The organism is Bacteroides sp. 3_1_13, assembly GCF_001185845.1.
Taxonomy (GTDB): Bacteria; Bacteroidota; Bacteroidia; order Bacteroidales; family Bacteroidaceae; genus Bacteroides; species Bacteroides xylanisolvens.
Genome location: NZ_KQ236955.1, coordinates 3,036,990 through 3,051,828, shown reverse-complemented (window position 1 = coordinate 3,051,828; position 14,839 = coordinate 3,036,990). Strand labels below are relative to the sequence as shown.

Genomic DNA, 14,839 nt, shown 5'->3' with positions numbered 1-14,839 from the left:
AAAAATATCATCCTGTTTTATAGCACCATGAGAAAGGGCAGTCCATTTTTGAGGACTGCCCTTTTTATGATGCTATTTTTGTACAAAGGAAATTATTATTATATCTTTATTTCAAGATATTTGTTTCTGCTGATGGTTGCAGAGCGGTAAACATTATTCCAAACTTAACTTCTGTTGTACCATCTATTACCTTCGGAAGACTTTTTAATACTGGCTTCAAAGCTTTAACTAAAGATGCCATATCACCAGCTTGAGCCTCTAGCATTTCCAATAGTCCGTTTACAAACTCTTCATCCTCAAACAACGGTTTTACAGCTTTCAATAGAGGCAATAACACGTCTTCTCCAACATAGACTTTCATACCTCCATTTCCATCTTGCTCATAATAAAGAGGAATTCCTTCACTCAACATCGGAATCAATTTCAGTAACTCTTTAATGTCTACAGAAGATATTCCCGATGCTCGACTTAAAGTTGTAACTGACATAGTCGTATCCATTATTTGCGACAGATTTAAAAAGAGTTTAATCTGATTCTCCTGTTCTCCCATTCTATACATAGCCAAATTCAAATCTGAATCATTCCATTCCGCATCAGCAATACCATTTTTATAAACTGCCTGTATATTTCCATCGGGCAGGAAACGTACTTCCTTCAATATAGCTGATAACAATTGGGGGATTGATTTATTATCAACCACTTTAGCGATAAAAATAGCTCTAACCAAAATACTCCCCCATATCGGATTTGCTGAAGTCTTCCAAACATAATATACAGGTTCGACACTCTTCTGTGGCACCAAATTCCATGAAGTATCAGCAAAGCCATTTTCAGGCAATGCCACGTTCAAGTCCAATTTCAAAAAGCTCTTTGTCGCTGAACCGTTATACCGAATAATACCTCCGTTCTGCTCCTCTTCTCCGGAAAAAGTCACCATGTCACCATCTATATTCAGAGTAACATGAAGTTCAGTTGTCTTTTCTCCCGGGATAACTCCCGGACTCGCAAACTTCAACAGATCTGTTATACCGGCTCTGCTATTCATAGCCACTGAACCTAAAATATCAGATAAATCCACCAAGGCTCCTGACAATATCAATCGGGCTTTGGTTGCATCTGCTGCATCCGGAATAAATTCTACCTTCTTCCCTAACATAGGCTTCCCACTATAAGTCAAAGCCAAACCACTTACATCTGTAAATGTGAAATTCTTTATTGGACACACTATAGTTTCGTCTTTATCGCTACAAGATACAAAACATATTGCCACGCATAAAAGAAAAGTCAAATAGCAAAATAATTCTTTTTTCATTTATTTCTATCTTACTAAAGGATTAATAATAAACAATTTTCCTCACCAAACATTCATTTTACAAAGTAACTAATTTTAATTTACCTACACAAATCTTATTTTTATCAATAGTTGTCAATACATTCCATAATATACCTAAAAACGAAAAAGGTTGGAAGACTAATGACGTTTCCAACCTTTTTAATTATCGCATAAATCCTGCTATTATTGTTTCATCAAATCCAAACCAATATCAAAGGTCTTTGTCTCACTCCAGTAACCTGAAATTATTTGTATCAGCGCAACTGCTCCAGCAGCCTCTGCTGGAATCAAATTAGCACTAACCAACGCCTCCCATACATAAAGCAAATCGTTTTTTATAATTGGTTCTCCATAATCATCTTTTTCTCCTGTGTCACGGAGTGTCATAAAAGTATCAAAAGCCGATTTATCCAAATACAAATAAGTTTTTCCATTTTCTTCTTTCTTATTCATCGGAATACCATTTAATGCCCATCCCTGCAACTGACGAATAGAAGCATCAGTTACATTCGCCAAATCAATCTGAAACAAACTTTTCAATAATTCTTTCAACACAGCAGGTTCTCCTGTCAGTACCTGATTGATGATGGTTTCCAAACTGCTTGCATCCTGACCTCCAAGAGCAGCACCCAAAATATTAGTAATATTTAGTTTTACTACTACTTTACCATTACTTTCAGACCATGTAGCAAGTCCGGCAGGTGAATTCACAAATCCCGAAGTGGCAGCCAATGAAGTAATCTCAGATTTTTCTGGAAACATTCCACCCATTAGTCCCGCCATAGCCCAATTCATCAATTTATCTGTACCCTGCAAAGTCGGTTTATCCACATAGGAAGCAATAATATTTCCGTCCTCACTCATCTCAATCGTATTCAACACCTGAGGAAGCATAGTCGCCCCCATCATACGAAACATTCCACTTGCTGCTACTGTAAACGGATCTTCTTTCTTTGCATCCCATTTTGCATACAAAGGACCTGCCTTCGGAAAATTTTTAATAGGGTCATCTCCTTCTGCCACCACAAAATCTGCTGTTTCATAATCACTCAAGCTATACACACCTACCAAAGGATTTACAGGATTGGGAGTGTCCTCATCATCACTACAAGAAATAAACAAAGTTGCTGTACACAATACGGTAAATAAGTAATAAAATAAATTCTTTCTCATTTCTATTCTGCTTTTAATTAATAAACACATCTGTGTGATATTCCCATCACACAGATAATAATATTTAAACGGTTGCAAAATAACTATTATTTTCAGATATCCACAAGGTCTATATTTCATGTTTCTGTTCTATTTTTAAGGAAATACATCTAACATCAACCATGAAAAACAAAACTTTCCGCTGATTATATTCTGTTTTTAATAATCAGCGGAAAGTTACCATTCAAATTTCACATATAAATATATCAATAGAGTCTATTCGTAAGCAATAGTTAGTTTTTCTTAATAGGTAGGAACATGTAAGGATATCACTTTCATTCTAACACCATATATTATAAAATTGTTATCAAGGGAAATGCAGTTGCTACACCTCAAATCTCTCTCACGATTTACAACTGGCCCCTATTCCACCTTAAGCCTCCGGCATCAAAACCACACCCTGCTTCTTCTTTCCATCCATCTTGACCACCATCGGTTTCTCAAAGCGGACATGACGAAGATATTTCGTTTCTTCCACCGCAGGTTGCGCATTGAGGAAGTCCTGATTATACACACCATCATTCATAAAGGCATTGATAGTGAAATATCCAACCCCGAACGAAGTCAGATTCTGAAAGAAATGTGTTCCTTGACTGGGATCTACCCGATAGTTGGTCAGTCCGGCTTCCACAATCACACGGGCAGCCGAGATATGAGGCCACTTCACAGGAATACCGAGCCATGTATCACTGCTTCCCCAACGTCCCGGACCGACAAGCACATAATTCTTTCCTTCATTCAAGAACTGTTGGTTGATCTTTTCTATCTCCCAAGCAATTGCCTGATTGTTAGAGGCACTATAATTATCGGTTTTTACATAGACCACATCATAAATATCATTCATGATACCGTGTCCCAACGAATTATATGAGCGGAGAATCACATCTTCATCCGGTATCTCGTTCAAATCTTCGTCCAGCATTTCTTTACTGTCTACGATAGGACGTATCTGTAACAGATAGAAGGTTCCGGATTTATCATGTTCGCGACTTAACGTTGCTGCAAATTCAATTTCAACCGGACGGCGCATCTCCTGTTCACCATATTTCAAGACCAACTGCAGAATACGAGCCAACGGGAAAACATCATGTTGCAGGATATTGGCAAAAGTAATCACCTTGCGCCCCCCAGGATACAGACCATCTCGGATAATCTGATCGTACGGATCATACGTAGAGGCAATATAACGCAGGGCACCATCGTTTTCCGCCTCTTTGACATGGAGTTTCAGTAAATTGAAACCATCGTCAATAGAAAAATCATGTCCGGCATTTTTTAAATCCAAAGCATAGAAACGGGTCTGGGTCTCTTTCAGAGCGATTTCCATTTCACTGGTTTGCAACACCTGATTGGGATGATAGGGAGAAAAACGAAGGGTCATACCACCGTCTACAATATATTTCCCTAATCCCAAAGCCAGATTAACCGTTCCTTCTTCGGCTTTTTCATCTCCTAAAGGATAATAATTCAGTGAACGAGCCACACCCGACATAGACGGATAATAACGGTCGCCATATTGATTGCCAACTACCTCCTGCAAGATAACAGCCATCTTTTCCTGATCGATCACATTCGAAGTAGCCTGCATATACGCTTTGCTGTCACGGAAATAGACTGATGCATACACCCCTTTGATGGCATCCGAAAGCATGCGCAACATTTCATACCGATCATCCAGATAAGGAATCATGTATGTGTTATAGATTCCTGCAAACGGCTGATAATGAGAATCTTCAAGCAAAGATGAGGAACGGATGGCAATCGGAGATTTCACTACATCGAAGAAAGTAAAGAAGTCCTCCACCAAGCGGTCAGGCAACTTTGCCTTCAGAAAGTATTTCAGAATCGTAGCATCATCCGCATCTGACAGCGCAATCTGATACAGATTATTAGTGTCCATAAATTCATCAAACACATCCGTACAAAGCACCACCGTTTTAGGAATAGCAATACGTGCGTTCTCAAACTCTTCAAACTCCGGATGACGCTTCACCATATTATCAATAAACGCCAGTCCACGCCCTTTTCCGCCCAAAGAACCATCCCCGATACGGGCAAAGTTAGAATAACGGTCGAAACGGTCTCGCTTAAACACAGCCACGACTCCCTGGTTCTTCATCTTACGATACTTCACAATCGCCTCAAAGATGATTTTCCGGTGAGCATCCACATCTTGAAGACTATTCCAGGTAATCGGTTTTAAAAACTCGGCTACCGGGAACATGGCACGAGAATAGAACCAACGCGACACATGATTCCGGCTGATATGATATAAGAAAGACTCCGCAGGTACGGCAAAAAGAATGTTTTGCAGTTCTTTCAGATTCCGGACACGGGCAATCTCTTCCCCGGTAGCCGGGTTACGGAATATAAAATCACCAAAACCAAAATCATCGGAAACGATACGACGCAAATCGACATCCATCTTTTTTGAGTTCTTATCAATAAAGCTAGCGCCGTACTTAGCGGCATAAGACGAATTTTCCGATTCGGACGACTGGATAATCAACGGAACAAACGGATCGTTCTTGCGTATCTCGGCACACAGCTTGATACCTGCCAGACCGTCTTTCTCCCCCCGCTCCACTTTCGGGAAACGGACGTCGGTGATTACTCCTAATATATTATTTTGATACTTATGATAAATTTCCATTGCCTCCTGATACGTACGTGCCAGTACAATCTTAGGCCGCCCGCGCATACGAAGTGTACGCTGGTGCGCATTCAAGGCTTCAGTAGAGAACTCCTGACTCTGCTTCAACACGAACTTATACAGATTCGGCAAAATAGAAGAATAGAAACGAATGCCATCCTCCACCAAAAGAATCAACTGCACACCGACTTCCTGCACATCGTGTTCCAGATTCATCTTGTCTTCTATCAATTTGATAATAGACACCAGCAGGTCGGTATTGCCCAACCAACAGAACACATATTCAAACGCACTCAAATCTTCATTGATAATCCGTTTGGTAATACCATGGCTGAAAGGAGTCAGGATCACGATAGGAATATGCTCATATTTCTCTTTTATATGACGACCGATATCAAAACTGTCATTATCCCCCGTGCTCGGCATACAAATCACCAGGTCGAACGACATATTTTCCAACTGCGCCAATGCTTCCTCCTCTGTGGATACCTGCGAGAAACGAGGCGGATAACGCAAAGATAAAGAGGTGTATTCATTGAAAATCTTCTCATCAATGCGCCCGTCATCTTCCAGCATAAAAGCGTCATAAGGGTTGGCGATTAACAACACGTTAAAAATTCGCCTTGTCATCAGGTTGGCGAACTGTGTATCTTTGAAGTAAAGCTGGTTTAATTTATATTTACTAAGCATAAAGTCATTCTCCTTTCTTATTCCAAATCGTCATATCTCCAAAATCATGTTTCAGCAAATCGTTACTATGAATAATTGCATATTTAAATCCCAAATATTCACTACGAATATCCAACTGTTCTTTTATAACCGGATAATAATATTCTTTCTTACCTGACATATATTCATCAACAACATAAGAAAAGAAATTCATTTTTTGAATAAATTCATCATAAAATCGTTGCTCACGACAATTCCTATAAGATAGTTTTCCATTAAATAATAAATTCAATAACTTTATCGTTAAAAGTACTTCAGAAGTTCTATTATCACTATCAAATATTGCTTTCTGATTAACAAAATCATTTGAATGTTCTATTATAGTTTCGATATCATATTGAGTCGGATCTAAGATATCATCATACTTATTCGACTTTTTATTGTTACAGTATCCACAAGCTACAAATAAGTTTTCCCATGTTTGTTTCAAGTCTCCATTATTGGCTTGCGATTTAAAATGCTCTACTTGATAATCAGTTGTCAAACGCCGTTCGCATAGATAACATTTATCATTCTGATCCATCAGTAATTGTTTGCAGACCTCGTCCGTATTATAACTCTTATCTAAAGTTTGTGGCTTATCTGCATTTTTACAAATTCTAATCATCTTAATTAATTCTTATTTTGCCACTCTCTTTTCAGATCATAATATTTAGCTTTAATAGCAGGAGCAACTGCTTCCGGAATCTTATCAAAATCCTGCAGATACATTTCCAACTCACTTTTATCCGAAATAGAAAGCTGATCGGAACGAATCAATTCTTCCATCCGTTGTAAACGCATTTGAATCTCACTGGAGTCTGTACGAACACCAAAGTAACCTTCTGCTAATGCTTCATAAGAATAATCCGTTAAGTCTTCAATTGGTTCACGATGCTCCAAATCAAAAGCAACAGCATTCTCTAAAGAATTAAGAATAAAAGGGGAATGAGTAGTGACAACAAACTGTATGTTAGGAAAAATAGTAGTCAATATCGGCAAAATCACTCTTTGTAGTTCCAAATGAAGATGCGTTTCTATTTCATCAATCAACACAATTCCTTCTTTCTCGTATGCACGGACCACATTATTCTGTGATTGCATTTTTAAAATTAAATCAGCTACAATGTCTAATGCAGCCGAATATCCTGCTGATAGTTCGGTGAATTTAAACGACTTTCCGCGTGTTTGAATGAGGAAAGAGTAATCTTTATAATTGAAATCAAGTTCTAAGGTTGTATCATCAAATATCTGACGAAGAATATTTCGGAAGCCGACAAACCATTGACGAATATAATCAGCATCCTCTGTTTTTCCTTCATTACGAGCTAAAGCCTCTTGCACTTTACAGTCAACCATAAAATTCAAGAACTGATCTACTTTATTATGTTTCAGATCAGTCTTCATCTTCAAATCCGGCTTAACAGGATTCTTAGGTTCTACAAAAAGAGACTTACGTTCATCAGCATAGTAGGCTATAATAAAGTTCTGACTAAAAAAATCCTTAGAGATGGAGTATATATCATGGAATGAAAGTTCTACTTTTCCATAAAATTCTTCAATTCTATTTTTATAATATTCAACATTATTCTGGCCGGAAGCAATACTTTTCGAATCACCAGTGGTCTCAGCTTGCTGCAACCATGCTTGATTAGACTCTAAATTTTTCTTTAAATCTAAGAAACTCAACATCTTATCATTACAAACCTGACTTAAATGCTCCACTATTGCATTCAACAGAATAGTCTTACCACTTCCGTTCTTTCCCGTAATAATCAGATGTTTTTTTTCATTTTCAGAGATTGGTATACAAAAGTTCTCCAAATGAAAAATATGATTAACCTTGATACTCGTAATAAAATTACCCATAGTCCTTTATACTTGATGATTACTTTTGCAAAGTTAATTCTTTAAATCTCATTTTCCATCATCTTCTTTATAAAGTTTACTTGTTTATCTCTTATTATTTTGTAGATTTGTAACTTTAAGTTTATTCAAAAAGACTTTTTATTCACATGAAAAAAGTAACTTTATTAATGAGTGGAATCATGGTGATGTCATGCGCTCCCCAACAAAAAAAGCTGGTCTACCCCGAGACGGCAAAGGTAGACACTGTAGATGTGTACTTCGGCACACAAGTTCCCGACCCTTACAGATGGTTGGAAAATGACACCAGTGCAGCCACTACTGCCTGGGTAGAAGCACAAAACAAAGTAACGAATGAGTATCTTAGCCAGATCCCGTTCCGCGAAAACCTTCTGAAACGATTGACGACACTGGCCGATTACGAGAAGATCAGTGCCCCGATCAAGAAACATGGAAAGTATTATTTCAGTAAAAATGACGGTCTGCAGAACCAGAGTGTATTCTATGTGCAGGACTCATTGGACGGCGAACCGCGTGTTTTCCTCGATCCGAACAAACTATCGGACGACGGAACAGTAGCACTGACCGGTCTTTATTTCTCAAACGACGGCAAGTACACCGCTTACAGTATTTCACGCAGCGGTTCGGACTGGTCTGAAATTTATGTAATGGATACCGAAAGCGGAAAACTGCTGGAAGACCACATCGAATGGGCCAAGTTCACCGGTGCTGCCTGGCAGGGAGACGGTTTCTACTACAGTGCCTATGATGCACCGTCCAAAGGAAAAGAGTTCTCCAACGTGAACGAGAATCACAAAATCTATTATCACAAAATCGGTGAGCCACAGTCAAAAGATAAACTGATTTATCAGAATCCTGCTTATCCGAAACGTTTCTATACATCGAGCACCAGTGAAGACGAACGGATTCTCTTCCTGACGGAATCCGGCGCCGGAAGAGGTAACAACCTGTTTATACGGGATTTGAAAAAGCCGAATTCACCCTTCATCCAGCTGACTACAGACCTCGACTACCAATATTACCCAATCGAAGTTATCGGCGACCAGATTTATATTTATACCAACTACGGTGCACCGAAAAACCGGATCATGGTAGCTGACATCAACCGTCCGAAGCTGGAGGACTGGAAAGAACTCGTACCCGAATCGGAAGCTGTTCTTTCAAATGCGGAAGTGATCGGTGGCAAACTGTTCCTTACTTATGACAAAGATGCCTCGAACCACGCATACGTTTACGGTCTCGACGGTAAACAAATTCAGGAAATCCAACTGCCGTCACTCGGTTCCGTAGGCTTTAGCGGCAACAAAGACGACAAAGAATGTTTCTTCGGATTCACTTCATTCACCATACCGGGTGCTACCTACAAATACGACATGGATCAGAATACCTACGAACTATATCGTGCCCCGAAAGTACAATTCAACTCGGACGATTTTGTGACCGAACAAGTATTCTTCGCCAGCAAAGACGGCGTAAAAATTCCGATGTTCCTTACTTATAAGAAAGATTTGAAGAAAGACGGCAAAAACCCTGTATTCCTCTACGGATACGGTGGCTTCGGCATCAGCCTCAACCCGGGCTTCAGCGCCATGCGCATTCCATTCCTCGAAAATGGGGGTATCTACGCACAAGTAAACCTGCGCGGTGGTAGTGAATACGGTGAAGACTGGCACGTAGCCGGAACTAAAATGCAGAAACAGAACGTATTCGATGATTTCATCTCTGCTGCCGAATATCTGATCGACCAGAAATATACGAATAAAGATAAAATCGCCATTGTAGGAGGTTCCAACGGTGGTCTGTTGGTAGGTGCCTGCATGACACAGCGTCCCGACCTGTTCCGTGTAGCGATCCCGCAAGTAGGTGTGATGGATATGCTCCGCTACCATAAATTCACTATCGGCTGGAACTGGGCAAGCGATTACGGCACAAGCGAAGACAGCAAAGAGATGTTTGAATACCTCAAAGGCTACTCTCCACTGCACAACCTGAAACCGGGCACGAAATATCCGGCAACACTGGTCACTACCGCCGACCATGACGACCGTGTAGTCCCTGCCCACTCATTCAAGTTTGCCGCTACCCTGCAAGCCGACAACGACGGTACCAATCCGACACTGATCCGTATTGACAGCAAAGCCGGGCATGGCGCTGGCAAACCAATGGCTAAAGTGCTGGAAGAACAAGCTGATATTTACGGATTCATCATGTATAATTTAGGAATGAAACCAAAATTCTAAAGCGGCACTTCCTATTTATAAACACATACAAGCCCCGTAACCTGTATTTTACATTACAGGCTGCGGGGCTTTGTGTTTTTCAGCAGAAGAAATTGACATTTTATCATTATTTAATCAAAATATCCGCATTAGAACAAGCAACTTTGAAAAATTTTCCTATATTTGCAGTGAGTTAGTTGACATTTTATCAGAATTAACCTTTTAAAATATAGTATCATGAACATCCAGAAAATCATGTCCTCTTTGGAGGCTAAGCATCCCGGTGAATCTGAATATCTTCAAGCAGTGAAGGAAGTTCTTCTTTCTATCGAAGATATATACAATCAACATCCTGAATTTGAAAAAGCTAAAATCATAGAAAGATTGGTAGAACCCGACCGTATCTTCACTTTCCGTGTGACGTGGGTGGATGACAAAGGCGAGGTGCAGACCAACCTCGGTTATCGTGTACAATTCAATAATGCGATCGGTCCTTATAAAGGCGGTATCCGTTTCCATGCTTCCGTCAATCTTTCCATTCTGAAATTCCTCGGTTTCGAACAGACATTCAAAAATGCACTGACCACGCTGCCTATGGGTGGTGGAAAAGGGGGTTCCGATTTCTCTCCGCGCGGTAAGAGTGATGCCGAAATCATGCGTTTCTGTCAGGCCTTCATGCTGGAGCTATGGCGTCACCTCGGACCGGATATGGATGTACCTGCCGGTGATATCGGCGTAGGCGGACGTGAAGTGGGCTATATGTTTGGCATGTATAAGAAACTGACTCGCGAATTTACAGGTACATTCACCGGTAAGGGATTAGAATTCGGAGGCTCGTTGATTCGCCCGGAAGCTACCGGTTTCGGTGGTCTGTATTTTGTAAATCAGATGCTACAAGCAAAAGGTATTGACATAAAAGGTAAGACAGTCGCTATCTCTGGCTTCGGCAACGTTGCATGGGGAGCAGCTACCAAAGCTACCGAACTGGGTGCCAAGGTGATTACAATTTCCGGCCCGGACGGATATATCTACGATCCGGATGGTATCAGCGGTGAAAAGATAGACTATATGCTCGAACTTCGTTCTTCGGGTAATGACATTGTTGCACCTTATGCAGAACAATATCCGAATGCTACCTTTGTAGAAGGCAAGCGCCCGTGGGAAGTGAAAGCAGACATCGCGCTTCCTTGTGCTACCCAAAATGAATTAAATGGAGAAGATGCCCAAAATCTCATAAAAAATGACGTACTTTGCGTCGGAGAAATTTCCAACATGGGATGTACCCCCGAAGCAATCGATCTCTTCATTGAACATAAGATAATGTATGCTCCGGGTAAAGCGGTCAACGCAGGCGGTGTTGCCACTTCCGGTCTGGAAATGTCTCAAAACGCAATGCACCTAAGCTGGAGTGCTGCCGAAGTGGACGAAAAGCTCCATGCAATCATGCACGGCATCCATGCACAATGCGTGAAGTACGGCACGGAACCCGACGGATACATTAATTATGTGAAGGGTGCCAACATTGCCGGATTTATGAAAGTAGCTCACGCAATGATGGGACAAGGCGTTATTTAGAAGACTTTGTTTAGTTGTATTTGTATTTGTGGTTTGCGCTGCTCGCCTCCTGTGACAGGACGCGGGTGGCGCTATTTTTTTGAGATTAACATTATTTTCGCTGGAATTAATTATCTTTGTGGCATGATAGGTTAAATAATGGTTTGTGAATTTGTTATATCAGATAAACAACTCACAACTAATAATTTACCATTGATAGTTTTGTAATTAATAATCATGTAATAAATAAAAAATGCTACAACCCGAATTGAAATTTCGCCGTGACAAGATTCGCAGTCTGATGGTGTCACAGGGCATCGACGCCGCACTTATCACTTGTAATGCAAATTTAATTTACACGTATGGCTGTGTAGTCAGTGGCTATCTTTACCTCCCTCTTCATTCGCCTGCACTATTGTTTTTCAAACGCCCTAATAATATCACAGGAGAACATTCGTTCTCGATTCGCAAACCGGAACAAATCCTTGACCTGTTGAAAGAACAAGGATTGCCGATGCCAACCAAACTGATGTTAGAAGGTGACGAGCTTCCTTATACGGAATATTGCCGTCTGGCCAGCCTGTTTCCGGAAGCAGAAGTTGTAAATGGCACCCCGTTGATTCGTCAGGCACGCAGCGTAAAAACACCTGTAGAAATTGAGATGTTCCGCCGTTCGGGCATTGCCCACGCCAAGGCATACGAGCAGATTCCAAGCGTATATCGCCCCGGTATGACGGACATCGAGTTTTCCATTGAAATAGAACGCCTGATGCGTCTGCAAGGTTGCCTCGGAATTTTCCGGGTATTCGGACGCAGCATGGAAATATTCATGGGTAGCGTACTGACCGGAGACAATGCCGGATACCCCTCGCCTTATGATTTTGCTTTAGGTGGACAGGGCCTTGATCCTGCTTTGCCGGGAGGAGCAAATAAAACTCCGCTAAAAGAAGGTCAGAGCGTTATGGTGGACTTGGGAGGCAACTTCAACGGTTACATGAACGACATGAGCCGTGTATTCTCAATAGGCAAACTGCCCGAAGAGGCTTACACCGCCCATCAGGTTTGTTTGGATATTCAGGAAAAAATTGCTTCCATCGCCAAACCGGGCATTGCTTGTGAAGTGCTTTACGACATAGCTGTCGAAATAGCCAAAGAAGCCGGATTTGCCGACAAATTTATGGGAACAGGGCAACAAGCCAAGTTTATCGGCCACGGTATCGGACTCGAAATTAATGAAGCTCCGGTATTGGCTCCCCGCATGAAACAACAATTAGAACCGGGCATGGTCTTTGCCCTCGAACCGAAAATCGTTATTCCGGGTGTAGGCCCCGTAGGCATTGAAAACTCTTGGGTAGTAACCAACGAAGGAATAGAAAAGCTGACGAACTGCAATGAAGAAATCATTGAATTAAGTTAAACAGATGATGAAAAAGATGTGTCCGGCAAAGAACGGACACATCTTTTTCTACTAATAATAACACACTTAACCCCCAAAAACAATGAAACAACCTTTCATTCTAACCCTTATGTCCACTGTTGCCTGCGCTGCAACAGCCACTAACAAATCACCGGAAAACACTACACCGCCCCAATCAAATACTCCACCCAATATTCTTTTCATTCTCTGCGATGACATGGGATATGGAGATTTAGGCTGTTACGGTCAACCATTTATCCGCACCCCTCATATAGACACGATGGCGAATGAAGGTATGCGTTTTACACAGGCATACGCCGGCAGTCCCGTCAGCGCGCCTTCCAGAGCTTCATTCATGACAGGGCAACATTCAGGCCACTGCGAGGTGCGAGGCAACAAAGAATACTGGAAAAATGTACCGATCGTGTTGTATGGGCAAAACCAAGAATATTCGATAGTAGGACAACACCCTTATGATTCCGACCATGTAATCTTACCGGAAATAATGAAAGACAATGGCTATACCACGGGTATGTTCGGCAAATGGGCGGGAGGATATGAAGGCTCGCGTTCTACTCCCGACAAACGGGAAATAGATGAATACTACGGTTACATCTGTCAATTTCAGGCTCATCTCTACTATCCCAATTTCCTGAACCGTTATAGTAAAGCGTTGGGCGACACCGGAGTGGTGCGGGTGGTGATGGATGAAAACATCAAATATCCGATGTATGGTCCCGACTACCAGAAACGTCCGCAATACTCGGCCGACATGATTCATCAGAAAGCATTGGAGTGGCTGGACCAACAAGACGACCAACAACCGTTTTTCGGCATATTGACTTACACCTTACCTCATGCGGAACTCGTTCAACCGGAAGATTCCATCCTGAATGAATACAAAGCCAAATTCAACCCGGACAAAGAGTTTAAAGGAAGCGAAGGCTCACGATACAATGCTATTACGCACACTCATGCTCAATTTGCAGGAATGATTACCCGGCTGGATTATTACGTGGGTGAAGTCCTGAAAAAGCTGAAAGAGAAAGGGCTGGACGAAAACACATTGGTTATTTTCTCCAGTGACAACGGCCCTCACGAAGAAGGCGGAGCCGACCCTACTTTCTTCGGCAGAGACGGAAAGCTGCGCGGATTAAAACGCCAGTGTCATGAAGGAGGAATACGTATTCCGTTTATCGCGCGTTGGCCGGGGCACATACCAGCAGGTAAAGTGAACGATCACATCTGTGCTTTTTATGATTTAATGCCTACATTCTGCGAAGTGATCGGCATCAAGGACTACGAAAAGAAATATGGCAATAAAGAAAAAGAAGTCGATTATTTCGATGGGATTTCTTTTGCTCCCACACTGCTGGGTAAGAAAAAGCAAAAGAAACATGATTTCCTGTATTGGGAATTTGATGAAACAGACCAGATTGCCGTACGCATGGACGATTGGAAGATGGTGGTAAAAAAAGGAACACCGTTCCTCTACAACTTAAAAACGGACATTCACGAAGATACTGATATAGCACTCCAACATCCGGACGTTGTAGAAAAGATGAAAGCTATCATCTTCGAACAACATACGCCCAATCCATATTTCTCGGTGACGCTACCCAAACAGTAAACGTACGGATAAAGAAATAATGAGTAATCAGCAGTTAGAAAGCAAGGTTTCATTCATTTCAGTACAGTTCTTAATTAAATGGGAATTTAGCAGTTAAATGAGAATTTTGCAGTTAGGCTGAAAGCCTTACAATTATATATTTATTGGGGTGCCCTGAAAGGGCTTAATTATATAGCGTAGGGCAACGCCCTACGAAAAAAACACATCAGCCACAAGCCCTGAAAGG

Annotated in this window: 9 protein-coding genes; 4 read left to right on the top strand and 5 right to left on the bottom strand. The window is 41.4% G+C overall.

Features of this window, described 5'->3' with window-relative positions:
- Window positions 1-106: 106 nt before the first annotated feature.
- From HMPREF9009_RS11135 to HMPREF9009_RS11115, 5 genes are all read right to left on the bottom strand, one after another.
- Window positions 107-1,312, bottom strand: a complete 1,206-nt coding sequence (locus tag HMPREF9009_RS11135; RefSeq protein WP_049702143.1) for a DUF4925 domain-containing protein — start codon at window positions 1,310-1,312, stop codon at window positions 107-109.
- A gap of 204 nt (window positions 1,313-1,516) precedes the next feature.
- Window positions 1,517-2,506, bottom strand: coding sequence for a DUF4925 domain-containing protein (locus tag HMPREF9009_RS11130; protein ID WP_225449901.1), 990 nt, complete (start codon window positions 2,504-2,506; stop codon window positions 1,517-1,519).
- Window positions 2,507-2,918: 412 nt separating this feature from the next.
- Window positions 2,919-5,888 (bottom strand): PEP/pyruvate-binding domain-containing protein, encoded by a 2,970-nt coding sequence (locus HMPREF9009_RS11125; protein WP_015531471.1) that lies wholly within the window; start codon window positions 5,886-5,888, stop codon window positions 2,919-2,921.
- A gap of 4 nt (window positions 5,889-5,892) precedes the next feature.
- Window positions 5,893-6,534 carry an HNH endonuclease gene (locus HMPREF9009_RS11120; protein WP_049702142.1) on the bottom strand — a complete coding sequence of 214 codons (642 nt, stop codon included), beginning with the start codon at window positions 6,532-6,534 and terminating at the stop codon, window positions 5,893-5,895.
- Window positions 6,535-6,539: 5 nt separating this feature from the next.
- Complete coding sequence (locus HMPREF9009_RS11115) at window positions 6,540-7,775, bottom strand: AAA family ATPase (protein ID WP_049702141.1); 1,236 nt, start codon at window positions 7,773-7,775, stop codon at window positions 6,540-6,542.
- Window positions 7,776-7,921: 146 nt separating this feature from the next.
- Between HMPREF9009_RS11115 and HMPREF9009_RS11110 the strand changes: the two genes are divergently transcribed.
- The 4 genes from HMPREF9009_RS11110 to HMPREF9009_RS11095 all read left to right on the top strand — a co-directional run bounded on the left by HMPREF9009_RS11110 (window position 7,922) and on the right by HMPREF9009_RS11095 (window position 14,613).
- Entirely contained in the window at window positions 7,922-10,033 is a 2,112-nt protein-coding gene (locus HMPREF9009_RS11110) for a prolyl oligopeptidase family serine peptidase (RefSeq protein ID WP_049702140.1), read from the top strand.
- A gap of 216 nt (window positions 10,034-10,249) precedes the next feature.
- Window positions 10,250-11,587 (top strand): NADP-specific glutamate dehydrogenase, encoded by a 1,338-nt coding sequence (gdhA, locus tag HMPREF9009_RS11105; RefSeq protein WP_008024724.1) that lies wholly within the window; start codon window positions 10,250-10,252, stop codon window positions 11,585-11,587.
- Between the two features lie 232 nt (window positions 11,588-11,819).
- Window positions 11,820-12,983, top strand: a complete 1,164-nt coding sequence (locus tag HMPREF9009_RS11100) for a M24 family metallopeptidase (RefSeq protein WP_049702139.1) — start codon at window positions 11,820-11,822, stop codon at window positions 12,981-12,983.
- An 82-nt stretch (window positions 12,984-13,065) separates the two neighbouring features.
- Window positions 13,066-14,613 carry an arylsulfatase gene (locus tag HMPREF9009_RS11095; RefSeq protein ID WP_049702138.1) on the top strand — a complete coding sequence of 516 codons (1,548 nt, stop codon included), beginning with the start codon at window positions 13,066-13,068 and terminating at the stop codon, window positions 14,611-14,613.
- The last annotated feature ends 226 nt before the right edge of the window (window positions 14,614-14,839 follow it).